Below are 24,472 nucleotides of genomic sequence, written 5' to 3'. Positions count from 1 at the left end.
CGAAGGACGGGGGAATGCCGATGCCAGGCAAGACCAAGGCCCGCGGCAACGGCCTGAGCGCGATCGGGGCCGACGAACTCGGCTCGGCCGCCCAGCGCGACCGCCGCCGCCGGATCATCGACGCCACCCTCGCGCTGGCGTCGAAGGGCGGCTACGACGCCGTCCAGATGCGGGCCGTCGCCGAGAAGGCCGACGTCGCCCTCGGCACGCTCTACCGGTACTTCCCCTCGAAGATCCACCTGCTCGTCTCCGGGCTGGCCCGCGAGTTCGAGCGCGCGCAGGAGAAGCTGGAGCGCCAGGCCATCCCGGGAGACACGCCCGCCGAGCGGCTGATGTTCGTGCTCGGCCGCAACACGCGCATGATGCAGCGCGACCCGCACCTGACCGAGGCGATGGTGCGCGCGTTCATGTTCGCCGACACCTCCGCCGCGGCCGAGGTCGAGCAGGTCGGGCGGCTGATGGAGAACATGTTCGCCAAGGCGATGGGCATCGCCGAGCCGACCGAGGCGGACCGCGACATCTTCCACGTCGTCGCGGACGTCTGGATGGCGAACCTGGTCGCCTGGGTGACCCGCCGCGCGTCGGCGGCCGACGTCGCGAACCGCCTCGAACTGTCGGTGCACCTGCTGCTGGACAAGTGATCCCGGTCGCGGCGGTCGCCGAAGCGCACCGCCGCCTCCACCGGGCGCTGGACCCGCTGACCGACGCCGGGGTCCGCGCACCCTCGCCGCTGCCCGGCTGGACGCGCGGGCACGTGCTCGCCCACGTCACCGACGCCGGCCGCGCGCTGGCCGACCTGGTCGAGCAGGCCCTGCTCGGCGTGCTCGTCCCGCTCTACGATCCCCGCACGCACGACCGGGACGGCATCATCGAGGCGACCGCGAGCCGGACCGCCGACGAGCACCGGCGAGCTCTGCTCCGGCACTCCGTACGCCTGGAGGACGCCTGGGCCCGGGTCCGCGACTGGAACCAGCAGGTCGACTACCGCGACGGCAAGCTGGCCAGCACGGTCTTCGCGCGCTGGCGCGAGGTGTGGATCCACGCCGTGGACCTCGACGTCGGCATCCGCGCGGCCGACTGGCCGGAGGACTTCGCCGTGCACGCCGTGGACTTCCTCGCCGAGCGCCTGCCCGGCGGCGTCGCGGTCCGGGCCGGCGACCGCCGGTGGGGCACCGGTGACACCGAGGTCACCGGTCCCGTGCGCGACCTCGCGGCCTGGCTGTCGGGACGGACCACCGGCGACGGCCTCGCCGGCGACCTCCCGGAGCTGGGCCCCTGGCCGGGCGTCAGCGGTGGGCGGCGGCCACCTCCGCCAGCCCGTCGAGCGCCTTGAGCGTCTCCGCCTCCGGCAGCGTGTCCAGCAGGAACGTGTACCGCTCGACGCCGGCCTCGCGGAAGCCGTCGATCACCTTCGGCGTCGTCGGGCCGCCGAAGACCGCGAACTGGACGTCCTCGCGGCCCTGGTCCGCCAGCCAGCCGCGGACGCGCTGGGCCTCCTGGTACTTCGTGTAGCCGCGCAGCAGCCAGCCGTCGCCGTACTTGGCCAGGCGGTTCAGGGCGGCTTCGCTCTCACCGCCGATGTAGATCGGGACGTGCGGCTTCTGCACCGGCTTCGGCCAGCTGAAGATCGGGTCGAGGTCGACGTGCTCGCCGTGGAACTCGGCTTCGTCCTTCGTCCAGATCTCCTTGAGCGCGGCCAGCTGCTCGTCGATCAGCGCGCCGCGCGTCTTCGGGTCGGTGCCGTGGTTGCGCATCTCCTCCCGGTTCCAGCCGACGCCGACGCCGAAGAGCGCGCGGCCGTCGGAGATCAGGTCCAGCGACGCGACCTCCTTCGCCGTGTGGATGAGGTCGCGCTGGATCAGCAGGGCGATCCCCGTGCCGAGCAGCAGCTCCGACGTCGCCGTCGCCGCGGCGGTCAGCGCCACGAACGGGTCCAGGGTGCGGTAGTAGACGCGCGGCAGGTCGCCACCGCCCGGGTACGGGGTTTCCCGGCTCACCGGGATGTGCGAGTGCTCGGCGAGGAACAGCGAGTCGAAGCCGCGTTCTTCGAGGGCGGCACCGAGGACGTCGGGCCGGATGCCCTCGTCGGTCACGAACGTCGAAATCCCGAATTTCATGGTTCCAGGACTACCACCGGGTTGACAGCGGGTGCAGGATGAAGTGATCTCATCATACGTTGAATAAAGGGGTGGACATGGACGTACAGGACGTCGACTTCGAAGAGCTGTACCAAGGCTCGACGCCGATGGGCCGCAAGATGCCGTGGGACCTCGGCGCGCCGCAGCCGGCGGTCGTCGCGCTGGCCGATGCCGGCGAGTTCACCGGCGAAGTGCTCGACATCGGGTGCGGCCTGGGTGACAACTCCGCGTTCCTCGCCTCGCGCGGCCTGCATGTCACCGGCCTCGACGGCGCACCATCGGCGATCGAGCAGGCCCGCACGCGCGCGCCGGGCGTCACGTTCGCGGTGGCCGACGCGACCGAGCTCGAAGGCTACGAAGGCCGGTTCGACACGGTCCTCGACAGCGCGTTGTACCACTGCCTGAGCGAGGACGAGCGGCGCGCGTACCTGGCGGCGCTGACCCGCGCGACGCGGCCGGGCGCGACGCTGCACCTGTTCGCTTTCTCGCCGGAGATCCCGGACGGCTTCCCGGCGCCGTACCTGATCAGCGAGGCCAACCTGCGGGAGACGGTCGGTCGCGATTGGACGATCGAGCGCCTCGAGCCGGCCCTGTACACGACGTCGATGACGCCGGAGGAGCTGCGGGAGAGCGTCCGGGTGGTGCTGGACCAGGACCCCGGCCGGCTGGCGCGGCTGGGTACCGACGCCGACGGGCGCGTCCTGGTCCCGGTGTGGCAGCTGAAGGCGGTCCGCCGATCGAGTTGACCCGCGACGGCCGGGGCCGTGCTGCGGGCACCGCACGTTCGAAAACGGCCGCCCGGACGAACCGCTCGACGAGGGCCGGCGGCCCATCGACCCCGCCGTCGACCACTTCGAGCCCCAGGGCGTCGCCCTGGCGCCGTGGCCGACCGCCCCCGGAACGCTCTACTGGTGGCGGCCGGCCTTCTGGCGCCGCTAGACGTTCCGCCGGTACTGGCCGCCGACCTCGAAGAACGCTTCCGTGATCTGGCCCAGCGAGCACACCCGCGCGGCGTCCATCAGCACCCCGAACAGGTTGCCGCCGCGGGTGGCCGCCTCGCGCAGGGCCTTCAGCGCCTGCTGGGTGTCCTCGTGGTTGCGGCGCTGGAAGTCCGCGAGGCGGTCGAGCTGGGACTTCTTCTCGTCCTCGGTCGCCCGGGCCAGCTCCACCTCGACTTCGTCCTCCCCCGAGCGCGGGTTGCGGAATGTGTTTACGCCGATGATCGGCAGTGAGCCGTCGTGCTTCTTGCGCTCGTAGAGGATCGACTCGTCCTGGATCTTGCCGCGCTGGTAGCCCGTCTCCATCGCGCCCAGCACGCCGCCGCGCTCGGAAATGCGGTCGAACTCGGCCAGCACGGCCTCCTCGACCAGGTCGGTCAGCTCGTCGATGACGAACGAACCCTGCAGCGGGTTCTCGTTCTTCGACAGGCCCCACTCCTTGTTGATGATCATCTGGATGGCCATCGCCCGGCGCACCGACGACTCCGACGGCGTCGTGATCGCCTCGTCGAACGCGTTGGTGTGCAAGGAGTTCGCGTTGTCGTACAGCGCGCACAGCGCCTGCAGCGTCGTGCGGATGTCGTTGAAGCTCATCTCCTGCGCGTGCAGCGACCGGCCGGACGTCTGCACGTGGTACTTCAGCTTCTGCGAGCGCTCGTTCGCGCCGTAGCGCTCGCGCATCGCCACCGCCCAGATCCGGCGCGCCACCCGGCCGAGCACCGAGTACTCCGCGTCCATGCCGTTGGAGAAGAAGAACGACAGGTTCGGCGCGAAGTCGTCGATGTCCATGCCCCGCGCGAGGTACGACTCGACGTAGGTGAAGCCGTTGGACAGCGTGAACGCCAGCTGCGAGATCGGGTTCGCCCCGGCCTCGGCGATGTGGTAGCCCGAAATCGACACCGAGTAGAAGTTGCGGACACCGTGTTCGATGAACCACTCCTGGATGTCGGCCATCATCCGGAGGCTGAACTCGGTGGAGAAGATGCAGGTGTTCTGCCCCTGGTCCTCCTTGAGGATGTCGGCCTGCACCGTGCCGCGGACGTTCTTCAGCACCCACTCGCGCAGCTCGGCGGCCTCGGCGTCGGACGGCTCGCGCCCGTGCTCGGCCCGGAACGCCTCGACCTTCTGGTCGATCGCGGTGTTGAGGAAGAACGCGAGGATCGTCGGCGCCGGGCCGTTGATGGTCATCGACACCGACGTGTTCGGCGCGGTCAGGTCGAAGCCGTCGTAGAGGACCTTCATGTCGTCGAGCGTCGCGATGGACACGCCCGACGTGCCGACCTTGCCGTAGATGTCGGGACGCGTGTCGGGGTCGTGGCCGTAGAGCGTCACCGAGTCGAACGCCGTCGACAGCCGCTTGGCTTCCGAGTCGGCCGACAGCAGCTTGAAGCGGCGGTTGGTGCGGAAGGCGTCACCCTCGCCGGCGAACATCCGCGCCGGGTCCTCGCCGTCGCGCTTGAACGGGAAAACGCCCGCGGTGTAGGGGAAGTAGCCCGGCAGGTTCTCGCGGCGCAGGAACGACAGCAGCTCGCCGGACTCGGCGTACCGCGGCAGGGCGACGCGCGGGATCCGGTTGCCCGACAGCGTGTCGCGCCACAGCTGCGTGCGCAGCTCCTTGTCGCGGATCTTGACGACCAGCTCGTCCTGGCGGTATTCCTCGGCCAGCTCGCGGAACCGCGCGAGGAGCTTTGCCGACTCGCCGTCCACATCGGACTCGGCGGCGGCGAGGAGGCCGTCCAGCGCGTCGGTCGACGCGTCGACCTTGGCCAGTTCCGCACGCGCGGTCGAGAGGGCCTCGTGCTTGCGGATCGCGGCGACCTGCGCTTGCGTCTTCGCGTGGTAACCGCGCACGGTCTCGGAGATCTCGGCCAGGTACCGGGCCCGGTTTCCCGGGATGATCGTCGAGGCGTCGGTCGACACCTTGCCTTCGACCTTCGGCAGCGTTCCCGCGGACACGCCGAGGCCTCGCTCGGCGAGCATCCCGCGCAGGTGCTGGTAGAGCGCGGTGACGCCGTCGTCGTTGAACTTCGCCGCGCTCGTGCCGTACACCGGCATGTCCTCCGGGCCCTCCGAGAAGGCTTCGCGGTTGCGCACCAGCTGGCGCGCGACGTCGCGGCGGGCGTCCTCGGCGCCGCGGCGCTCGAACTTGTTGATCGCGACGACGTCGGCGAAGTCGAGCATGTCGATCTTCTCCAGCTGCGACGCGGCGCCGAATTCCGGCGTCATCACGTACAGCGACTCGTCCACGAAGTCGACGATGCCCGCGTCGCCCTGGCCGATGCCCGGCGTCTCGACGATCACCAGGTCGAACCCGGCGGCCTTGCAGGCCAGGATCGACTCGCTCAGCCCGGCCGGGATCTCCCCCGACGTCGTGCGCGTGGCCAGCGAGCGGAAGTACACCGGGGAGCCGTCGAGGCAGTTCATCCGGATGCGGTCGCCGAGCAGCGCGCCGCCGCCCTTGCGCCGCGACGGGTCGACGGCGAGCACCGCGATCCGCAGCTTGTCCTCCTGGTCGAGGCGGAAGCGGCGGATCAGCTCGTCGGTGAGCGACGACTTGCCCGAGCCGCCGGTGCCGGTGATGCCGAGCACCGGGACCTCGCGCTTGCCCGCGGCCTCGGTGATGCCGCTCAGCAGGTCACCCGGCAGCTTCTCGGCCTGCAGCTGGGTGATGGCCCGCGAAAGCGCGGCGACGTCCCCGGAGAGCACCTTGTCCAGTGCGGGCGCTTCGGCCGCGAGGTCGACGTCGCAGGCCTTGATCATCATGTTGATCATGCCCGGCAGACCCATCTCGTAGCCGTCTTCGGGCGAGAAGATGCGGGCGACACCGCGCGAGTGCAGCAGCTCGATCTCCTCGCGCACGATCACCCCGCCCCCGCCGCCGAAGACCTTGATGTGGCCCGCGCCGCGCTCGCGGAGGAGTTCGACCAGGTAGGAGAAGTACTCGACGTGCCCGCCCTGGTAGGCGGAGATGGCGACCCCCTGGACGTCCTCGGCGATGGCCGCGGTGGCGACCTCGTCGACCGACCGGTTGTGGCCGAGGTGGACCACCTCCGCGCCCTGGGACTGCAGGATCCGCCGCATGATGTTGATCGACGCGTCGTGGCCGTCGAAGAGGCTCGACGCGGTCACGAAGCGGACGGGGTGCACGGGGCGGTACAGCTCGCTGCTCATCCCTCCAAAATACTTTGACTTCCTACTATTGGAAACCCGAGGACCCGTGACGCGGATCTCACGGCGCCCCGGGAAAACCTTGACTTCCGCGAGCTCGGGCCTATATTTAACGAGTACGTTAATTAACAAGGTGGTGAAATGACCGACACGCTGAGCCGGACGTTCTCGGCTCTCGCCGATCCGACCCGGCGCGCCATCCTCGCGCGCCTCTCGGCCGGCGAGGCGACGGTGAACGAGCTCGCCGAGCCACTCCCGATGACCCTGCCCGCGGTGTCCCGGCACTTGAAGGTGCTCGAGGAGGCCGGGCTGATCACCCGGGGCCGCACCCGTCAGTGGCGGCCCTGCCGGCTGGAGGCCAAACCCCTGGAGGACGTGGCCGACTGGGTCGCGACCTACCGCCGGTTCTGGGAGGGCGGGTTCGACCGCCTCGAGGACCACCTGAGGAGGCTGACCGGCGATGCCTGACCTCACCATCACGCGCGTGTTCGACGCCCCGCGCGAGCTCGTCTTCGCCGCGTGGACCGACCCGGACCAGCTGGCGAGCTGGCTCGGCCCGCACGGCTACACCGGCTCCGCCGTCACCCTCGCGACCCGGCCGGGCGGCGCCTGGCGGGCGTGCATCCGCTCCCCCGAGGGCGACGAGCACTGGATGCGCGGCGTCTACCGCGAGATCACCGCCCCCGAACGGCTCGTGTTCACCTTCGCCTGGGACACCGAAGGCGACCTGCGCACCGAGACGCTCGTGACGATCGGGTTCGCCGACCTCGGCGGCAAGACCGAGATGACGTTCGTCCAGACCGGCTTCCCGACCACCGCCGACCGCGACGGCCACGACGAGGGCTGGACCTCCAGCTTCGAAGACCTGACCGGCTTCATCCGCAGAAAGGACGTTCGATGACCGCCACCCTGCCCCGGATCGTCTCGCCGGAGGACTGGCAGACCGCGCGCGACGCGCTGCTCGTCAAGGAGAAGGAGCTGATGAAGGCGGCGGACCACCTCGCCGCCGAACGCCGGCGGCTGCCGATGGTGCCCTTCACCAAGCCGTACGCGTTCGAGTCGGCGTCGGGGAAGCAGAGCCTGCTCGACCTGTTCGACGGGCGCCGCCAGCTGATCGTCTACCACTTCATGCTGCACCCGGGCGACGAGGCGGGCTGCCCCGGCTGCTCGCTGGTCGTCGACAACCTGCCGCACCTGGCCCACCTGCACGCCCGCGACGTGACGCTGAAGGTCGTCGCGCCGGCGACCCTGGCGGAGATCGAGCGGTACAAGACCCGGATGGGCTGGGACGTGCCGTGGGTGTCCGCGCACGGCAGCGACTTCACCGAGGACTGCGGCGTCGGAAGGGGCTTCGGCGTCAGCGTGTTCCTGCGTGACGGCGACGACGTGTACCGGACGTATTTCACCAGCGGCCGGGGCGGCGAGATGTTCCTCGCGTCGCACCGGTACTTGGATGTGACGCCGCTCGGCCGCCAGGAGGCGTGGGAGGAGGAGAGCCGCGGCGACGACGGTCCCGGCTCCTGGTGGCGACGGCACGACGAGTACTGACGGTCTGGGGCCGCGAGCCGCTTCCGACCCGCGTTGCTCGCGGTGACCTGGGCGAAGTGGGGTCACCGCCGAGGACCGGACGGGGCAGCGGGGCGCCGCCGCGCGCACGCGACCAAGCTCGCAAGGCGCCGCCACGACGAGTACTGAAAAATTCCTCCGCGCCCGTGTCCGGTCCGCGTCCGCGACTCCGACCTCCTCCCGTCAGACCCACCAGGAGGAGATGGAAATGCGCGAGATCGTCTACATGGTCCACACTTCGCTCGACGGCTGCGTCGAGGGCCCGAACGGCGAGTTCGACTGGCCCGTCATGGGTCCCGAGCTGTCCGCCTACTCGCGGGGGCTGAGCTCGCGCTGCGGTGAGTTCGCCTACGGGCGGAAGGTCTGGGACATGATGTCCGCGTACTGGCCGGCCGCCGAGTCGATCTCGGACGACCCGCACGACCTCGCCTTCGCGCCCGTGTGGCGGGAGACGCCGAAGGTCGTCTTCTCGCGGACGCTGGAGAAGGCGGACTGGAACACGCGGGTCGTCGGCGGGGACCTGACCGAAGCGGTCGCGTCCCTGAAGGCCGAGCCCGGCGAGGACCTGCTGCTCATGGGCGGCGCGGAACTGGCCGCCGAGCTCACCGCGCGCGGCCTGATCGACGAGTACCAGATCTTCGTGCACCCGGTCGTTCTCGGCGGCGGCAAGCGGCCGTTCGCCGAGAGCACCGCGCGGCTCGGTCTCACCCTGGCTCAGTCGCGCATGTTCGACGACGAGGTCGTGCTGCTGCGCTACCGCCGGGCGTGAGCGGCGCCGGGCCCGGGGCACTCCCGGGCCCCGCCGGCCTCAGCGCGCGTTGGCCGCCCGCAGCGCGATCCACTGCCGCATGGCGTACTCGACCAGCGTGATCAGCGTCTGCTTGGTCGACTCGCGGTCCCGGGCGTCACAGCGGACGATCGGGATGTTCGGGTCGATCGACAGGGCCTCGCGGACGTCGTTGATGTCGTGCTCCAGCACGCCGTCGAACGTGTTGATGCCGACGATGTACGGCAGCCCGCGGTCCTCGAAGAAGTCGATCGGCGCGAACGAGTCGGCCAGCCGGCGCGTGTCGGCCAGCACCACCGCGCCGATGGCGCCGCGGACCAGGTCGTCCCACATGAACCAGAACCGCTGCTGCCCGGGCGTGCCGAACAGGTAGAGGATCAGGTCCGCGTCCAGCGACACGCGGCCGAAGTCCATCGCGACGGTCGTCGTCGACTTGCCCGGCGTGTGGTCGAGGTTGTCGACGCCCACGCTGGCGTCGGTCATCATCGCCTCGGTGGTCAGCGGCACGATCTCCGACACCGACCCGACGAAGGTCGTCTTCCCCGCGCCGAAGCCGCCGGCCACCACGATCTTGGCCGAGGTCATGGTCGGGGGCGCGGTGTCCCGCGGTGCCTTATAGCCGACGGAGTCCACTCAAAACCCTTTCCATCAACACCAGATGTGCCTCGGCGCCGTCATTGCCCGTAATCGTCTTGTGCACCGTGACCAGCCCCGCGTCGGCCGCGTCGCTGATCAGCACCCGGGCCACGCCCAGAGGCACCCGCAGCGCCGACACGATCTCGGCGACCGAACGGGGGGTCCGGCACTCTTCCATGATCGAGATGCACTCGATCTGCTCCGCGGCCACTTCGGGGAAGCCACCGGTGGCAGCGTAGTCCTTCGCGGAGATCAGTGTCTCCAGCTCCAGGGCGTAATTGGCCTTGGTGCGGCCGCCGGTCAGCGCGTAGGGCCGGACGATGGCCGTCAGTTCCTCGGGCGCGGGCGGCTGCTCGAACACCGCGGGCATGACGAATTCGCCGCTGGGCGGCCCCGGGTCGAACAAACCGCCTGGTCTGGGGCTGTCCCCGTCGGTACTGCCGGGTGGCGAGACTAAAGAGGTCACACGATCTCCTTGGTCGGCCGACGGCGCGGACGCCGGCGGATCCGCGGCCGCGTGCGCACCGGCGGCCGGGGGTTGCGGGGACTCCTTGCTCTTCTTGCGCTTCCGGCGGGCACGGCCGGAATCCAGCGTGAACCCGTTGAGGACGTCGGCGAACGTGCCGTCGTCCCCACGCCCGGCGGGGCTGCGCCCCTCGGGTGGTTCGCCGTCGAATCCGGACCCCGTGCTCATCGCGCCATCATCCCACCGGTTCGCCGATCAGCGACCCCCCGGAGCCCTGAAGCTGGGCCCGCAGCTCCGGGGTGAGGATCTGGCCGACGCGGTCGACGAGCATGGTCATCTCGTAGGCGACCTGGCCGATGTCGCAGTTGGGGGCGGCGAGGACGGCGAGGCAGGACCCGTCGCTGATCGACATCAGCACCATGATCCCGAGCTCCATCTCGACGACGGTCTCGTTGACCGCGCCGGCTTCGAAGCACCGGGCGGCGCCCTGGGTGAGGCTGACCAGGCCGGACGCGACGGCGGCGAGCTGGTCGGCCCGGTCGAGCGGGAGCCGGTTCGACGCGGTCAGCAGCAAGCCGTCCGCCGAGACGACCACGGCGTGGGCCACGCCGGGCACCCGCTCCGCGAAGTCGTTGACCAGCCAGCCGAACTGGTTCTGCGTCGGCTGAGCGCTACTCGGCGAGGTCATTCACCCTCCAAGGTCTCGTGGTTGTTCTCGGCCGCCTGTGCGGTGCGGTGGCGTCCGCGCTCGATGCCCTGCTGGAAGCTCCGCAGGCGGCCGCGCACGTCGTGTGCGTCCCGTTGTGGTCGGGGGGCCGTGGCCCCGGTGGACGGTCCGGCACTGCCCGGGAGCAGCTGCTCCCCGCGACGGCGCCGGGGCAATCCTGCCGAAGTGAAGGTGGAGGGTGTCGACTGGGACACCGCTTGCACCGCGCGCCAGCCGTCATCGGTGCCGAAGTTCCACTCGGCGGTGGCTTCGACGGCGGTCTCTTCGCGGCGCGGAGCGGGGGTCTCCGGCGCCTTCCGGCTGGGCAGCGAGGCCGGCGGAACGGCGGGACGGCCGTTGGCGACCGGCAGCTGCCCGGACTCCTGGAAGACGCCGGGGTGCCGGTTGCCGGGCTGTGGGAGGGGAACGGACCGCTGCGGGAGCGCACCGGGCTTCGCGGGCCGGCTCGGCTGCGGGAGGGCCGGCTTGGGCGTGGGTTGCGGCAGCGCGCCCGAGGTCGCCGGTGGCTCTTCGGCGGGCGGCTGGGTGCCGGTCGCGAAGATGTCGCCTTGCAGTTTCGGTTCGGACGCCCCGGCCGGCGGTGCCGCGGGCCGGCCCGGCTGCGGAGTGGTTTGACCGGCGGGGCCGGGCTGGCCCTCGTCGGTTGAATCCGCTGCCGCGGAGTCGGGGACCGGCTGCCCGAACGTCTCGGGAGCCTGCGCCGAACCCGCCGGCTGCTGCCCGGCCGTCTCCGGCGTGTGCTGCGCGGCCGCCGAACCGGCCGCCTGCTGGACCTGCCCGGTTGCCTGCTGGCCCGACCCCGCGCCCAGCCCGGCCGCCTGCGCCGAACCCTGCGCGGCCGCGGAACCCGCCGCCTGCTGCCCGAACACCTCCGGAGCAGCCTGCGTCGAGGCCGCCGCCTGCTGCGCGACCGTCTCCGGCGTGTGCTGCGCCGACCCCGCGCCCAGCCCGGCCGCCAGCGCCGAACCTTGCGCGGCCGCCTCCGGCGTGTGCTGCGCCGACCCGGCATCCAGCCCAGCCGGCTGCACCGGCCCCTGCGCGGCCGCCGGACCGGTTGCCTGCTGCGCCGACCCCGCGCCCAGCCCGGCCGCCTGCGCCGAACCTTGCGCGGCCGCCGAGCCCGCCGTCTGCTGCCCGGCCGTCTCCGAAGCAACCTGCGCCGAACCCTGCGCCGCCGAACCGGCCGCCTGCTGGGCCTGCCCGGTCGCCTGCTGCACCGACCCCGCACCCTGCTCGGCCGAGGGCGACGGCTGTCCGCCAGGCGCCGCGGGCTGCTGGACACCCTCGGCCGCGTCCTGGGCCGTGCCGAGGCCCTGCACCGGCGAGCCCTCCGCTGGCTGCTGCTGCACCGGGCCGCGCTGGCCGGCGCGGGGGCGCTGGGCCGCGGCCTGGCGGCGGCCGCGGGTCACGCCCTGCTGGAAGCTGCTCAACCGGCCGCGGACGTCGGCCGGGTCGCGGACCGGGAGGTCCGGGCGGGGGGCCGGCTTCGGGGTCGCCGCCGGGGACGGTGGCGTGGCGCTTCCCGGGAGCAGCTGCTCGCCGCGGCGGCGGCGCGGGAGGCCCGCGTCCGTGAACGCCGTCGGCTCGGCCTTCGTGCGCTCCTGGACCGTGCGGAAGTTCTCGTCGCTCGCGAAGTCCCAGCTGCGGCGCTCCTCCGGCGGGACCTCCTGCGCCGCGGCCGCCGGTTCTTCCTCCGAATCGGCCGGCTTGTCCTCGCGGAACCAGGCCGACAGCATCTCGTCGAAGATCGGCGTCGTCTCGGACCGGTCCGGGGCCGGGGCCGGCGGGGGCGGCTCCGAGCCCGCCGTCGCCTCCTGCCACCAGTCGCTGAGCGTCGTCTCGTTGGCCGTGAACAGGTCCTTGCCCGCCGGCAGGTCGTCGCTCCGGGGCGGCTGCTGCGGCAGCGGCAGCACCGCGGGCACCGGCGGGAGGGCCGGGCGCTGCGGCGGGACGTCGCCGTCCTTCTCGATCGGGGCGAACAGGGCCGTCCCGGAGATCTCCAGGTCCGACGGCGGCCGCCCGCCGGACAGCCCGGCGAGGTCGCTCGCCGACGGCCACCGCTCCTCGCCCATCGCCGGCTGCTGCGGCACCACCGGCCGCGGGCGGTTCGCGCCGTTGACCGGGCGGCGCGGCAGCTGGTTGCCCGCCGCCGGGCTCGCCGGGTGCTGCTGCAGGGCGCCGATCGGGCCGGTCACCGGGCCGTCGGTCACCGGCATCACCAGCTCCGCCGGGACCACGACGGTGGCGCGGACGCCGACGATGTCCTTGCCGCCGTGCAGCGACACCCCGATCCGGTGCCGGCTCGCCAGCCTGCCGACGACGAACAGGCCCATCCGCCTCGACGTCACCAGGTCGACCGAGCCGGCCTCGGTCAGCCGGGTGTTGGCCTCGATGACCTCGCACTCGTTCATCCCGATGCCCTTGTCCAGGATGTCGATGTGGAGCGAGCCGTCCTCGCCCAGCCGCGACGCCACGGTGACCGTGGTCTCCGGCGCGGAGAACGCCGCGGCGTTGTCCAGCAGCTCGGCGACCAGGCGCATCAGGTCGCTCGCCGCGTAGCCGACGATCCGGGCCGGGGGCGGCGGCTGCACCTGGACGCGCTGGTACTGCTCGATCTCCGACACCGCCGCGCGCAGCATGTCGGTGGTGCCGACCGGCTTCCCGGACCGGCGGCCCGGCTCGGCGCCGGACAGCACCATCAGGTTCTCGTTGTTGCGCCGCATCCGGGTGGCGAGGTGGTCGAGCTGGAACAGCGTCGCCAGCTGGTCGGCGTCCTCCTCGTCCCGCTCGAGCTGCTCGATCAGCTGCAGCTGCCGCTGCACCAGGCTCTGGCTGCGCCGCGACAGGTTGACGAACACGCTGCCGTAGCCGGTGCGCATCGCGGCCTGCTCGGTCGCCAGCCGCAGCGCCTGGTGGTGCACCTTGTCGAAGGCCCGCGCCACCTCGCCGACCTCGTCGTCGGTGTGCACCGGGACCGGCCGGACGTCGGTGCCCTGCGCGCGGCCCTCCTGGATGTTGCGGACCGCTTCCGGCAGGGCGGTCTCGGCGACGTCGAGGGCGCTGCGGCGCAGCACCTTCAGCGAGCGCAGCAGCTGCCGGGTGATGAGGAAGACGACCGCGACGGCCAGCACCATCGCGGCGAACAGCAGCACCGCGAGCAGCCCGGCGCCGCTGCTGGCCTGGTCGACCAGGTCCGCCGCGGTCTGCGACGCCGACGCGCCGAGCCGGTCGGAGATCGAGCCGATCTGCGTGCGCATCGCCGCGGAGGCGGTGGTCCAGTCCGCGGCCGGCAGCGCGCGGAACGCGTCGTCGACCTGGCCGCTCTGCGCGTTCAACACGGTTTCGACCATGCGGGCCCGGTTCTGCGCCTGGGTGCCCTCGGCGATCGCCGCGAAGTCGCGCTGCAGCGTGTCGCCCGCCGCGGAGCGGAAGTCGACGAGCCGGTCGGCGAGCCGCAGCTCGGCGGCGCGCAGGGTGGCCAGCTCGCTCGGCGTCAGCCCGGCCCGGCCGATGCCGTAGGAGACGAGGGCCTGGCTGAGCGACACCTGCTCGCCGGCGACCAGCAGTTCGTGCAGCCCGGCGGGCAGGCCGCCGAGGGTGCCGTCGCCGGCGCCCGCGGTGGCCGCGGTGTCGAGGCTGATCAACGACCCGGTGAGCGCGGAGTACGCCGTGATGGCCTGGCCGGGGTCGAGCTGGCCGGCGTCGACCTGGCGGCGCAGGAAGGCGAGGTTGCCGACCTGGGCGGAAGCGGTGCCCGCGGCCCCGGAGACACCGGGCTCGGCTTCGGACGCGCGGGCCTGCTCCGCGGTGAACGGGCCGGTCGCGGCGTCGGTCGCCTTGCGCGCGGCGGCCAGCTCGGGGGTGCCGCCGACGGTGCCCTCGGTCAGCATCGCCGCGGTGACCGTGCGCTCCTGCTGGAGGGCGGCGGTCAGGCTGCGCACCCCGCCGCCGAGCGCGACGAGCCGGTCGAGCCGCTGGTACTCGTCCGAGCGGCCGACCTGCGCGGCGATCGTCGCGACGCCCAGGACGAGCGCGAGGACGATGGGCACGACCGTGACGGCCGAAAGCTTGACGGGCAGGCTCCAGTCGCGCCACTGCACCAGCGCGCGCCACACGGCCTTCCCCTTGGACCGCCGGGGCGCTCGGCCGAGCAGTTCCCCGACGGGCACCTGACCTTCTCCTGCAACGGTCACGTGAGTGACTCCCTGTCCGGCGTCATGAATCCGCGTCGGCGGCGCGGCGTCCCGGATCGCGACGGGTTCCCGGACGGCCGTGCCGTCCCCACCCTGCCGCTTCCCCGGCGCCCTCGCTCGTCCCCGGCCGCCCCGCTGTCCGCGCGCCCGTCGCCGGGCAGGCACCGCAGCGTCCCGTGCCCGGGACTATGCACGTGCATGTCGCAAGTTGCGTTGTGCACGGGGATCGAGATCAACTTTATCGGTGCCAATCGATCGCTGCGGTCAGCTGGGCCAAAGAATCGTACCCCCGGAGTCCTGCCGGTCAATTGTGTTCCCCACTCGGGCGCTGACCTGCGAAAAGTGCTTTCGCGACCGACCACCGGCGTGGACATTCCGCTCCACCGATCCCCGAAGAGGGAATTCCGGTTACCGGACTGCGGGCCCCTCGCATCCGGCCGTCACCCGATTAGCCCAGACAGGGTAGCAGCATCCCTCGGTCGATCTACACTGCGTACCACCAACGGGTGGGTCAAGTCTCAAGATGTGCCCGATGTTGTGGCGTTGCGCGTTCCCCGGCCCCGACCTGGTGATTTCTTTCGAAACCCTACGCTGACCAGTGGATCTTCGCCGCCCCTCTGCTGCCCCGAAACACCCGCGAGCAGGATCAAGCCCGCGATCCGGCTACTTTCGGTGACCAGCCCGGCGAGACGACCAGCGCCTTTCCCCCGTTTGCCGCAGTCCGCTTGGCTCTCGACAACGTCGCGTCACAATTCTTTTCGGCATTACGGGCGTTCTCCGCAGTGCGTTCTCGCCGGTCACCCATTCGAAGCGATCGACGGGAAACCGAATACCGCCGTCCGAACCGACTGGACGGTCCGGGCGCCTTCACCTACCGCCGGATGGCGTAGTTACGATGTGCCCTCGCAGTCCGCAAGGGCGGCCCGGCGCCCTGCTCGCAGGCGCCGGGGCCCGCCGCCACGGAGGCACCTGCCGGAGGCACCCATGTACGACGTAGCGCGGCCCACGCCGGGCAACGCCCTCGAGGAGACGAGCCGGATCCCGGTCCTGCCCGCCGGACCCGACCCCGCCGGGGGTCTGCCCCGCCGGTCCGCCGCCCCCTCGGGCCCCGACTACACCGCGATCCAGGCCAGCCCGGAGTTCGTTTCGCTGCGCCGCCGGTTCCGCTGGTTCGTCTTCCCGCTGAGCTTCGCCTTCTTCGCCTGGTACATGACGTACGTGCTGCTGGCCGCGTACGCGCACGACTTCATGAGCCGCAAGGTCTTCGGCCAGGTCAACGTGGCCATCCTGCTCGGCCTCGGCCAGTTCGTCAGCACCGCGCTGATCACCTGGCTCTACCTGCGCTACGCGCGCCGACGGCTCGACCCGCGAGTCGCCGAACTCCGGGCCCACGCGGGCCTCGCGGAAGGGAAGCGCCGATGACCGCGCTCGCGGCGGGCGGCCTGACCGCCAGCGACCCCGTCGTCAACACGGTGGTGTTCGCCCTCTTCGTGGCGATCACGCTGTACGTCGTCTACCGGGCCGGCAGCCGGAACTCCTCGACGTCGGACTACTACGCCGCGGGCAGCGCCTTCACCGGCCGCCAGAACGGCATCGCGCTCTCCGGCGACTTCCTCTCGGCGGCGTCGTTCCTCGGCATCGCGGGCGCGATCGCCGTCCACGGCTACGACGGCTTCCTCTACTCCATCGGCTTCCTGGTCGCCTGGCTGGTCGACCTGCTGCTGATCGCCGAGCTGCTGCGCAACACCGGCCGGTTCACGATGGGCGACGTCATCAGCTTCCGGATGAACCAGCGCCCGGTCCGGGCCGCGGCGGCGACGTCGACGCTGGTGATCTCGCTGTTCTACATGCTGGCGCAGATGGCGGGCGCCGGCGGCCTGGTCGCCCTGCTGCTCGACATCCACACCCGGCTCGGGCAGGCGCTGGTGATCGGCGTGGTCGGCCTGGTCATGGTCGTCTACGTGCTGGTCGGCGGCATGAAGGGCACCACCTGGGTGCAGATCATCAAGGCCGGCGTGCTGATGCTCGCCGTGGTGCTGATGGCGGTGTTCCTGTTCGGCAAGTACGGCTTCAGCTTCTCGAACCTGCTGTCCGCGGCGACCGAGAAGAGCCCGCTGGGCGAGCACCTGCTCGAACCGGGCGGCTCATACGGCAAGGACGACACCACCAAGCTCGACTTCGTGTCGCTCGCGCTGGCCCTGGTGCTCGGCCTGTCTTCGCTCCCCCACCTCCTGATGCGCTTCTACACCGTGCCGAACTCCCTGGAGGCGCGCCGCTCGGTCGTCTGGGCGACGGTGTGCATGCTCATCTTCTACGTCTGCACGCTGGTGATCGGCTTCGGCGCGGCCGCGCTGGTCGGCTCGGACGAGATCAAGAGCGCCCCAGGCGGGGAGAACTCGGCGGCGCCGCTGCTCGCGCTGCACATCGGCGGGACGCTGCTGCTGGGCGTGATCGCCGCGGTGGCGTTCGCGACGATCCTGGCGGTGGTGGCCGGGCTGACGATCACCGCGTCGGCGTCGTTCGCCCACGACGTCTACGCGAACATCTTCAAGCGGGGCAAGGCCGAACCGGCCGACGAGGTCCGGGTGGCCCGGATGACCGCGATCGCGGTCGGCGCGCTGGCCATCGTCGGCGGGGTGCTGGCGAACGGGCAGAACGTCGCGTTCCTGGTGGCGCTGGCGTTCGCGGTGGCGGCGTCGGCCAACCTGTCGACGCTGCTGTATTCGTTGTTCTGGAAGAGGTTCAACACCGCCGGCACGCTGTGGGGCATGTACGGCGGCCTGATCGCGTGCCTGCTGCTGGTGCTGTTCTCGCCGGTCGTCTCGGGTGCCCCGGACTCGATCTTCAAGAGCATCGACTTCGCCTGGTTCCCGCTGAAGAACCCAGGCCTGGTGTCGATCCCGTTCTCGTTCCTCTGCGGCTTCGTCGGGACGCTGGTGGGCCGGCCGAAGGCGGACGCGGAGAAGCAGGCGGAGATGGAAGTCCGGTCGATGACCGGCATCGGCAGCTGATCCCCCGGGACGGCCTGCGTCAGGCGCGCAGGCCGTCCAGGATCACGTTCAGCACGCGCTTGCCGTCCTCCGGGCTGCAGTTGCGCACCGCCATCCCGGCGCCGTGGCCGAGCCGCAGCACGTCCGCGCCGACGACGTCCGGGCGCACCAGCCCGGCCTCCTGCGCGGCTTCGACGAGCACTCCGGTCGCTTCACGAAGCCGCTTCTGGCAGTACTGGAAGGTCTCCGAGCCGGAGTCGATGGACTCCTTGAGGATCGTCGCCAGCTTGTGCCGCTCGACGACCCAGGTCACCTGGGCGAGCAGCCACGCCTCCAGGGCCTCCCACGGCGGCAGTTCGTCGTGCAGGACGAACGCGCGGTCGGCGAGCACCGTGATCTCCTCGCGGTAGACCGCTTCGAACAGCTTCTCCCGGGTCGGGAAGTGCCGGTAGAGGGTGCCCGCGCCGACGCCGGCCTTCTTGGCGACGTCGTCCAGCGGCACGTCGGCGCCGTGGGTGGTGAAGAGGTCCTTGGCCGTCGCGACGATGCGCTCGTAGTTGCGTCGCGCGTCCGCCCGCATCGGACGCTCACCCGCCTCGGGCATCCCGGCCTCCTCGCCACTCAACCGGAGAGATTCTCCGAATTCACTTGCGCATCCGGAGACACTCTCCATATTATCGGATCACACCAAGTGGAGAAACTCTCCGCTTCTTCTCTTACTCCTTGGGGGAGTATCCCTTGTCGCACCAAACGCTCGACCGCGCGCCCACGCCGGCGCCGCCCCGGCACCGCGGGCTGGTCCTCGCGATCATCCTGACCTGCCAGCTCATGCTCGTCCTCGATGCGACGGTGATCAACGTCGCGCTCCCGCGCATCCAGGCCGACCTCGGCTTCACCCCCACCGGCCTGTCCTGGGTGATGACGGCCTACAGCCTGGTCTTCGGCGGCCTGCTCCTGCTCGGCGGCCGGGCCGGCGACCTGTTCGGACGGCGGCGGATGTTCGTCGCGGGCACCGCCGTGTTCACGGTGGCCTCGCTGGCCGGCGGCCTCGCCGACTCGGCCGCGCTGCTCATCGCCGCCCGCGCGTTGCAGGGCGTCGGCGCCGCCATGGCGGGTCCGAGCACCCTGGCGTTGATCACGACGACGTTCACCGAAGCCAAGGCCCGCGTCCGCGCACTGGCGCTGTTCTCGGCGATGTCGAGCGGCGGCTTCGCGATCGGCCTGATCGTCGGCGGCCTGCTGACGGAGTGGATCTCGTGGCGCGCGGCGCTGTTCATCAACGTCCCGTTCGGGCTGGCGATCGCCCTGCTCGCCCCGCGGTTCGTGGCCGAGCCCGAACGCCGTCGCGCCCACCTGGACCTGCCCGGCGCGGTCACCGGCACCCTCGGCGTCGGCGCCCTGGTGTTCGCCTTCACCCACGCCGCGTCCGACGGCTGGGGCAACGCGGTGACGCTCGGCTCGCTCGCCGGCGGCCTGGTCCTGCTCGCCGGGTTCGTCGCCATCGAAGCCCGCACCGCCACACCGCTGGTCCCGCTGCGGCTGTTCGCCGACCGCAACCGCAGCGCGGCCTACGTGAACTTCTTCCTCGGCCCGATGGCGATGATGTCGATGTTCTTCTTCCTGACGCAGTTCATGCAGGACATCCGGCACTACGCCGCGCTGGCCACCGGGTTCGCGTTCCTCCCGATGGCGGCGCTGATCTTCACGATGAGCCGGCTCGTGCCGCGGCTGCTCCCCCGCTACGGGCCGAAGCCGCTGACGATCACCGGGTCGCTGCTGATCGTCAGCGGCGTCGGCTGGCTCGCGCTGCTCACCACCGGGAGCGCGTACTTCCCGGCGTTGCTGGGCCCGCTGCTGCTGGTGGGGCTCGGCGTCGGGCTGGCGTTCGCGCCGCTGAACGTGATCGTGATGGCCACCGTGCCGGCCGAGGACGCGGGCGCCGCGGGCGGCGTGCTGCAGACGATGCAGCAGGTCGGCAGCACCCTCGGGCTGGGCATCCTGATCACGGTGTTCGGCTCGGTCACCCGCTCGGCGGGCACGACCGGAGCTCAGCTCACGGTCGACGGCATGACGGCGGCGTTCGCGACGGCCACCCTGGTCGCGGCCGGCTCGGTGCTGGTGGCGCTGACGTTCCGCCGGGTTACAGCTTCTGCCCGGCCTTGACCTTGTGCGTCACCCGGCGCTCGACGAGGAACGAGACGAACGGGACGCAGCCGGCCAGCAGCACGAGCACGGTGCCCTTGATCGACCAGCGGGCCTTGATCGCCAGGTCGATGGTGAGCACCAGGTAGATCATGTAGAGGACGCCGTGGATCGGCGAGTAGACCGCGGACGGCGTCGGGTTGTCGAAGCCGTAGCGCAGCACCATGACGAAGCAGAGGCCGAGCAGGCCCACACCGGTGACGTAGGCGGCGGTGCGGAACCGGACCAGGGGGCCGGCGAGCGGCACGGCGGTCCGGGCGCCTTCGGTGCTGGTGGTCATCGGGGTCGTCCTCACTCTGCGGTCTGCTCGTCGCGAGCGTGCAGCTCGCGAAGGTAACGGTTGTACGCAGCCAGTTCCTCGTCCTCGTCCGTGACCTGGGTGTCCGGACGGGGACGCGGAGCGGGCACCTCGGGTTTCACCGCGGCCTTCGGCGTCTCGTCCGCGGTGCCGTCGGCTTCGGCCTTCAGCCGGAGCCGGCGGATCCGCCAGAACATGAAGGCGGGGAAGAGCCCGAACAGCGGCCACTGCAGGACGTAGCCGAGGTTCTGGAAGGTGCCGTTGGCCGACGTGAAGCGGTCCCACTGCCACCAGGCGAGCCCACAGCAGACGAGCAGGCTCACCAGGCAGGCCGCGACGATCGCGATCCGGCGTCCCCAGGGGGAGGCGGTCTCGGAGGCTGGCACGCTTCGACGCTAGCACTGGCCCGCTGAGAGACGTCGCGCGGTCGCGGACGAGGTGGCCGGGCTCTCAGCCCTGCTTGCGCGCCGCCTGGGCAGCCTTCGCGTACCCATCGGCCAGGCCGAACACCTTCTGCGCGTACTCCGTCGAGTTGTTGTACGACAGGATCCCCGCCCACCACCCGCTCGGAGCGGCCATGTCCCGCCCGCCCGCGCACAGGTACCGCGCCGCGGCCAGGGCGGCGTCGTCGATCTGCTGGGGGTCGCCGAGGCCGTCGCCGTTGCCGTCCGAGGCCCACTTGCGCCACGTTCCCGGGATGAACTGCATCGGGCCCACCGCCCGGTCGACCCCGGCGTCGCCGTCGTAGCGGCCGCCGTCCGTGTCGCCGATGGCCTGGACCCCCGCCGAGCCGTCGAGCGGGACGCCGATGATCGGCTTGGACGGGCGGCCGTCCGCGCCGAGGACCGCGCCCGCGTACTGGCCGTGGTTGGACTCGATGCGGCCGATGCCCGCGAGCGTGGCCCACGAGATCTTGCAGCCCGGCTGGTCCGCGCGCATCGCCAGCTCGGCGTTGCCGTACGCCTGCAGGGCGCGCGCCGGGACACCGGTGGCCGCCGCGACCTGCGCGGCCCACTGGGAAAGCGTGGCCGGGCCCGACTCGCGCGGGTGGGCCTGCTGGGGCGACGTCTGCTGCTCGGCCCCGCCCGCCACCGCACCACCGGCCGGGGCGACCGAGCCCGGGCGGACGTCGGCCGCCTTGACCTGCAACGCGGGGATTTCGGTGGTGGTCGGGCTCGCCTCGGGCGTCGAGGCGCGGGTCACCAGCCAGATCCCGCCGCCGGCCACGGCCAGCACGGCGAGGACCACGAGCAGCCGGGTGAGCACGGCCACGCCCGGAGAGCGCGGGGCCGGTGGGGCGGGAACGGCTTCCTCGGCGTCGGCGCCGATCGGGTCGTCCTCGGTCTTTCCGGTCCTGGTGCGCACGAAACTCCGGTCCTCCAGCGTGATGTCGACGAACTGTCAACGAGCCCGCGCAGGTTAGCGTTACGCGGGCCGTCGCCATCGTCTCACCACGCCGGGTCACCCGGCCGAGTGGAAAACGTCTCGTCAGGCGGATTTCTGCTGCCGCGCGAGGCGCGCGACGCACCAGGCCGGGGCGCTGCCGCGGCGCAGGTGCTGCAGGACGGTCATCGGCCCGAGCCGGCGGCTCAGGTCGGACGGCGCGAGACCGGCCGCCCGGTAGTCGAGGGCCCGCTGGTCGAGCGGGCTGATGCCGGCGTCCCACCACTCCTCGGCCTCGGCGACGCCGCCGACCATCTGCCACCAGCCCGCGGCGGCGGTGAGGAGTTCTTCGGGCACCTCCGGCAGCCGGCTGCGCATCGCGGCGAGGTAGCCGGGGTCGGCCGACTCCACCGGGACGAACCGCGACTGCCCGGTCCGGGCGCGCTGGCCGGGGATGCCCGGGGCCTGCGCGGGTGCGTCGGCCAGCCACGCGGAAGCGATGCGGTCGACCTCCTGCTCCTCGGGAGTCCTCTCGCGCTCGGCGGCCCACTGCCGGATCAACGCGTCCACTCCGGGATCTCCGGTCATCCCTGCCTCCTTGTAGGTCCCCGACGGACAGGCCCTGACACCTGTCCCACGCGGTGGTGCCGCACGCACCAACCTGCACCTTGCTGAGTGGAAACTGCCTGCGTACCGGGGTTCTCCGGGGGGATGGCGAACCACCCGATCACGCAATGTGAGCACCGTAGGGCCGGGGTGGTCGTCTTCGCCAGACCCCGGGTGGTACGAATTCGACGACCTGCGCGTTTTCGGCCGCAATCCACCCGGATGGTCGAGTGTTCGAGTCCGAAATCCGAGATTGGTGACACTGGGTGATTTACCGTCCGTTAACACGCACGGTAATCACCGGCACCGCCCTGGCGGCGCCGGTACCGGGGAGTAGCAGGTCAGGAGAAGAGGGCCCGGAAGAACGTGACGATCGCTTCGGCGCCGTCCTTGAGCCAGCCGAGCACGCGGTGCACGAAGTCGGCGGACTGGGTGGGCTGGGTGATCAGGAGGAAGAGCACGAGCGCGACCACGCCCACGATGAGGATCTTCTTGACGCCGCCCGACATGCGCTTCCTCCCCGGCTCGCCGTCCCCGTCCTGGGAGTGGCCACCCCAATACTGTAGGGAAGGCGTGCGTGGAAGACACCTCGATCACCCCAGGAGCGGCCATGTCCCCGAATGTGCTGGTGCGGCGGGACGGGCCGGTGACGACGATCACCATCGACCGCCCGGCGGCGCGCAACGCCGTCGACGGGCCCACGGCGGCGGAGCTGGCCGACGCCTTCCGCGCGTTCGACGCCGACCCGGACGCGGCCGTCGCGGTGCTGACCGGAGCCGGCGGCGCGTTCTGCGCGGGGGCCGATCTCAAGGCGATCGGCACCGACCGGATGAACCGCACTCACCCGGACGGGGACGGCCCGATGGGACCGACCCGGATGACCCTCGGCAAGCCGGTCATCGCGGCGGTGCACGGGCCGGCCGTCGCGGGCGGGCTCGAGCTGGCGCTGTGGTGCGACCTGCGGGTCGCGGACGCGACGGCGGTGTTCGGCGTGTTCTGCCGCCGCTGGGGCGTCCCGCTGATCGACGGCGGGACGGTCCGGCTGCCGCGCCTGATCGGTCAGTCCCGCGCGATGGACCTGATCCTGACGGGCCGGCCGGTCGACGCTTCGGAAGCCTTCGAGATCGGCCTGGCCAACCGGCTGGTCCCCGCGGGCGAGGCCGTTTCCGCGGCGCAGGAGCTGGCCCGCCAGCTGGCGGCGTTCCCCCAGGCCTGCCTGCGCGGCGACCGCCGTTCGGCACTGGCCCAGTGGGGCGAGTCCGAACAGGACGCGCTGACAGCGGAGTTCGCCGCGGCCATGGGCCCGGGCATCCTGGCGACGGAGGCGGTCGAGGGCGCCGCCCGCTTCGCCGGCGGCGAAGGCCGCCACGGCACCTTCACGTGACCAAAGGGTCAACACGCGTGATTGAGGAGTCAACTCACGTGATTGAAGGGTCGACACGCGTGATTGAAGGGTCGACACGGCCGGGCCCGCGGGTTTCGCCGTGTCGACCTCCGGATCACGCGTGTCGACCCTTGGATCACGCGTGTCGACCCTCGGATCACGCGTGTCGACCTCCGGATTACGGGTGTTGACCTCTCGGTCACGGGTGGTGCCTCTAGCGGGCTATCTTGCGCGAAGCCGTCCCGGTTCCGGTCAAGCGGCCGATAAGGTCTCCGGATGGATGACGACGGGGCCGGGGTCGAGCTGCGGCCGGTGGCCGAAAGCGACCTCGGGCTGCTGGAACAGCTGACCAACGATCCCGTCGCCGCCGGGGAGCACCAGTGGTTCGGCTGGCACGATCCCGGCTACCTGCGCCGCCGGTGGCTGGAGACCGGGATGCTCACCGCCGAGACCGGGATGCTCGTGCCGACGCTCGGCGGCCGCGTCCTCGGGCTCGTCTCCTGGCACCGGACCCGCACCGGGCCGACGTCCTACTGCTGGAACATGGGCCTCGTCCTGGCGCCGGAGGCGCGTGGCCACGGCTACGGCACCGAGGCCCAGCGCCTGCTCGTCGACTACCTCTTCGCGCACACCCAGCTCAACCGGGTCGAAGCGACGACCGAGACCGGCAACCGCGCCGAACAGCGCTCGCTTGAGAAAGCCGGCTTCACCCGCGAAGGCGTGCTTCGCGGCTACGGCTTCCGGGACGGCGAGTGGCGCGACCACGTCGTCTACGCGGTCGTACGCTCCGACCTGGCGAAGAGCTAGGTGTGATGTCCGGGGAGGTTGGTCAGCCGGGTGACCGGCGGCTTGCCGCCGGTTGAGCTGTGGGGTCGATGGTGATTGTAGAAGTGCAGCCACCCCGGCAGCGCCGCCCGCCGCAGTGTCTCC

25 protein-coding genes are annotated in these 24,472 nt (G+C 71.5%); 12 read left to right on the top strand and 13 right to left on the bottom strand.

All coding sequences use genetic code 11. From position 1 onward, the window contains the following. The first annotated feature begins 14 nt into the window (after window positions 1-14). Entirely contained in the window at window positions 15-641 is a 627-nt protein-coding gene (gene kstR / locus H5965_RS33510; protein WP_086849903.1) for a cholesterol catabolism transcriptional regulator KstR, read from the top strand. Beyond that, window positions 638-1,333 carry a maleylpyruvate isomerase family mycothiol-dependent enzyme gene (locus tag H5965_RS33505; RefSeq protein WP_310974792.1) on the top strand — a complete coding sequence of 232 codons (696 nt, stop codon included), beginning with the start codon at window positions 638-640 and terminating at the stop codon, window positions 1,331-1,333. Before kstR ends, H5965_RS33505 begins: the two co-directional genes overlap by 4 nt. On the opposite strand, the gene H5965_RS33500 is transcribed toward H5965_RS33505, so the two are convergent. Continuing rightward, window positions 1,287-2,117, bottom strand: a complete 831-nt coding sequence (locus H5965_RS33500; RefSeq protein ID WP_310974791.1) for an LLM class F420-dependent oxidoreductase — start codon at window positions 2,115-2,117, stop codon at window positions 1,287-1,289. The two genes, H5965_RS33505 and H5965_RS33500, sit on opposite strands and share 47 nt — an antisense overlap. Window positions 2,118-2,194: 77 nt before the next feature. Between H5965_RS33500 and H5965_RS33495 the strand changes: the two genes are divergently transcribed. Next, on the top strand, window positions 2,195-2,884 hold the full coding sequence (locus H5965_RS33495; RefSeq protein WP_310974790.1) for a class I SAM-dependent methyltransferase: 690 nt from the start codon (window positions 2,195-2,197) through the stop codon (window positions 2,882-2,884). 189 nt (window positions 2,885-3,073) lie between these two features. On the opposite strand, the gene icmF is transcribed toward H5965_RS33495, so the two are convergent. After that, the gene (icmF, locus tag H5965_RS33490; RefSeq protein WP_310974789.1) at window positions 3,074-6,307 is read right to left on the bottom strand and encodes a fused isobutyryl-CoA mutase/GTPase IcmF; all 3,234 of its coding nucleotides are present in this window, start codon (window positions 6,305-6,307) and stop codon (window positions 3,074-3,076) included. A gap of 138 nt (window positions 6,308-6,445) precedes the next feature. On the opposite strand from icmF, the gene H5965_RS33485 reads away from it, so the two are divergent. From H5965_RS33485 to H5965_RS33470, 4 genes are all read left to right on the top strand, one after another. Then, window positions 6,446-6,772: a metalloregulator ArsR/SmtB family transcription factor gene (locus H5965_RS33485; protein WP_310974788.1), complete on the top strand. Its 327-nt coding sequence runs from the start codon at window positions 6,446-6,448 to the stop codon at window positions 6,770-6,772. Continuing rightward, a complete protein-coding gene (locus H5965_RS33480; RefSeq protein WP_310974787.1) occupies window positions 6,765-7,205 on the top strand; it encodes an SRPBCC domain-containing protein in 441 nt (146 codons plus the stop codon). Before H5965_RS33485 ends, H5965_RS33480 begins: the two co-directional genes overlap by 8 nt. Further along, a complete protein-coding gene (locus H5965_RS33475) occupies window positions 7,202-7,852 on the top strand; it encodes a DUF899 domain-containing protein (RefSeq protein ID WP_310974786.1) in 651 nt (216 codons plus the stop codon). Before H5965_RS33480 ends, H5965_RS33475 begins: the two co-directional genes overlap by 4 nt. A gap of 226 nt (window positions 7,853-8,078) precedes the next feature. Continuing rightward, the gene (locus tag H5965_RS33470; protein WP_310974785.1) at window positions 8,079-8,639 is read left to right on the top strand and encodes a dihydrofolate reductase family protein; all 561 of its coding nucleotides are present in this window, start codon (window positions 8,079-8,081) and stop codon (window positions 8,637-8,639) included. Window positions 8,640-8,678: 39 nt separating this feature from the next. On the opposite strand, the gene H5965_RS33465 is transcribed toward H5965_RS33470, so the two are convergent. The 4 genes from H5965_RS33465 to H5965_RS33450 are packed head-to-tail and all read right to left on the bottom strand — an operon-like array spanning window position 8,679 to window position 14,655. Next, window positions 8,679-9,290, bottom strand: coding sequence for an ATP/GTP-binding protein (locus tag H5965_RS33465; RefSeq protein ID WP_033261921.1), 612 nt, complete (start codon window positions 9,288-9,290; stop codon window positions 8,679-8,681). Beyond that, window positions 9,271-9,987, bottom strand: coding sequence for a DUF742 domain-containing protein (locus tag H5965_RS33460; RefSeq protein WP_310974784.1), 717 nt, complete (start codon window positions 9,985-9,987; stop codon window positions 9,271-9,273). The genes H5965_RS33465 and H5965_RS33460 overlap by 20 nt, the downstream gene beginning before the upstream one ends. A 7-nt stretch (window positions 9,988-9,994) precedes the next feature. Further along, a complete protein-coding gene (locus H5965_RS33455; protein WP_004561253.1) occupies window positions 9,995-10,447 on the bottom strand; it encodes a roadblock/LC7 domain-containing protein in 453 nt (150 codons plus the stop codon). After that, window positions 10,444-14,655, bottom strand: coding sequence for a nitrate- and nitrite sensing domain-containing protein (locus H5965_RS33450; RefSeq protein ID WP_310974783.1), 4,212 nt, complete (start codon window positions 14,653-14,655; stop codon window positions 10,444-10,446). The genes H5965_RS33455 and H5965_RS33450 overlap by 4 nt, the downstream gene beginning before the upstream one ends. Before the next feature lie 1,008 nt (window positions 14,656-15,663). On the opposite strand from H5965_RS33450, the gene H5965_RS33445 reads away from it, so the two are divergent. Further along, window positions 15,664-16,101 (top strand): DUF485 domain-containing protein, encoded by a 438-nt coding sequence (locus tag H5965_RS33445; protein ID WP_310974782.1) that lies wholly within the window; start codon window positions 15,664-15,666, stop codon window positions 16,099-16,101. Next, window positions 16,098-17,690 (top strand): cation acetate symporter, encoded by a 1,593-nt coding sequence (locus H5965_RS33440; RefSeq protein WP_310974781.1) that lies wholly within the window; start codon window positions 16,098-16,100, stop codon window positions 17,688-17,690. The genes H5965_RS33445 and H5965_RS33440 overlap by 4 nt, the downstream gene beginning before the upstream one ends. Before the next feature lie 19 nt (window positions 17,691-17,709). Here H5965_RS33440 and H5965_RS33435 read toward each other — a convergent pair whose 3' ends face one another. Next, on the bottom strand, window positions 17,710-18,273 hold the full coding sequence (locus tag H5965_RS33435; RefSeq protein WP_310974780.1) for a TetR/AcrR family transcriptional regulator: 564 nt from the start codon (window positions 18,271-18,273) through the stop codon (window positions 17,710-17,712). A 134-nt stretch (window positions 18,274-18,407) separates the two neighbouring features. Here H5965_RS33435 and H5965_RS33430 point away from each other — a divergent pair, with 134 nt between their 5' ends. Continuing rightward, the gene (locus H5965_RS33430; RefSeq protein WP_310974779.1) at window positions 18,408-19,832 is read left to right on the top strand and encodes an MFS transporter; all 1,425 of its coding nucleotides are present in this window, start codon (window positions 18,408-18,410) and stop codon (window positions 19,830-19,832) included. On the opposite strand, the gene H5965_RS33425 is transcribed toward H5965_RS33430, so the two are convergent. The 5 genes from H5965_RS33425 to H5965_RS33405 form a co-directional block, all read right to left on the bottom strand. Then, the gene (locus H5965_RS33425) at window positions 19,810-20,151 is read right to left on the bottom strand and encodes a DUF3817 domain-containing protein (RefSeq protein WP_086857625.1); all 342 of its coding nucleotides are present in this window, start codon (window positions 20,149-20,151) and stop codon (window positions 19,810-19,812) included. The two genes, H5965_RS33430 and H5965_RS33425, sit on opposite strands and share 23 nt — an antisense overlap. Window positions 20,152-20,162: 11 nt before the next feature. Beyond that, entirely contained in the window at window positions 20,163-20,555 is a 393-nt protein-coding gene (locus H5965_RS33420; RefSeq protein WP_310974778.1) for a hypothetical protein, read from the bottom strand. 64 nt (window positions 20,556-20,619) lie between these two features. Further along, window positions 20,620-21,534 (bottom strand): lytic murein transglycosylase, encoded by a 915-nt coding sequence (locus tag H5965_RS33415; RefSeq protein ID WP_310974777.1) that lies wholly within the window; start codon window positions 21,532-21,534, stop codon window positions 20,620-20,622. Window positions 21,535-21,657: 123 nt separating this feature from the next. After that, window positions 21,658-22,140: a hypothetical protein gene (locus H5965_RS33410; protein ID WP_013224355.1), complete on the bottom strand. Its 483-nt coding sequence runs from the start codon at window positions 22,138-22,140 to the stop codon at window positions 21,658-21,660. 359 nt (window positions 22,141-22,499) lie between these two features. Beyond that, window positions 22,500-22,667 (bottom strand): hypothetical protein, encoded by a 168-nt coding sequence (locus tag H5965_RS33405; protein WP_014466828.1) that lies wholly within the window; start codon window positions 22,665-22,667, stop codon window positions 22,500-22,502. 101 nt (window positions 22,668-22,768) lie between these two features. Between H5965_RS33405 and H5965_RS33400 the strand changes: the two genes are divergently transcribed. Next, complete coding sequence (locus H5965_RS33400) at window positions 22,769-23,542, top strand: crotonase/enoyl-CoA hydratase family protein (RefSeq protein WP_310974776.1); 774 nt, start codon at window positions 22,769-22,771, stop codon at window positions 23,540-23,542. Between the two features lie 276 nt (window positions 23,543-23,818). Continuing rightward, window positions 23,819-24,349, top strand: a complete 531-nt coding sequence (locus H5965_RS33395) for a GNAT family protein (protein WP_310974775.1) — start codon at window positions 23,819-23,821, stop codon at window positions 24,347-24,349. On the opposite strand, the gene H5965_RS33390 is transcribed toward H5965_RS33395, so the two are convergent. Then, the coding region (locus tag H5965_RS33390) for an integrase core domain-containing protein (RefSeq protein WP_310975213.1) at window positions 24,346-24,472 on the bottom strand (127 nt) is incomplete at its 5' end. The two genes, H5965_RS33395 and H5965_RS33390, sit on opposite strands and share 4 nt — an antisense overlap.

This window comes from Amycolatopsis sp. 505, from assembly GCF_031625235.1.
Lineage (GTDB): Bacteria > Actinomycetota > Actinomycetes > Mycobacteriales > Pseudonocardiaceae > Amycolatopsis.
This window is presented reverse-complemented; position numbering and strand designations above follow the sequence as displayed.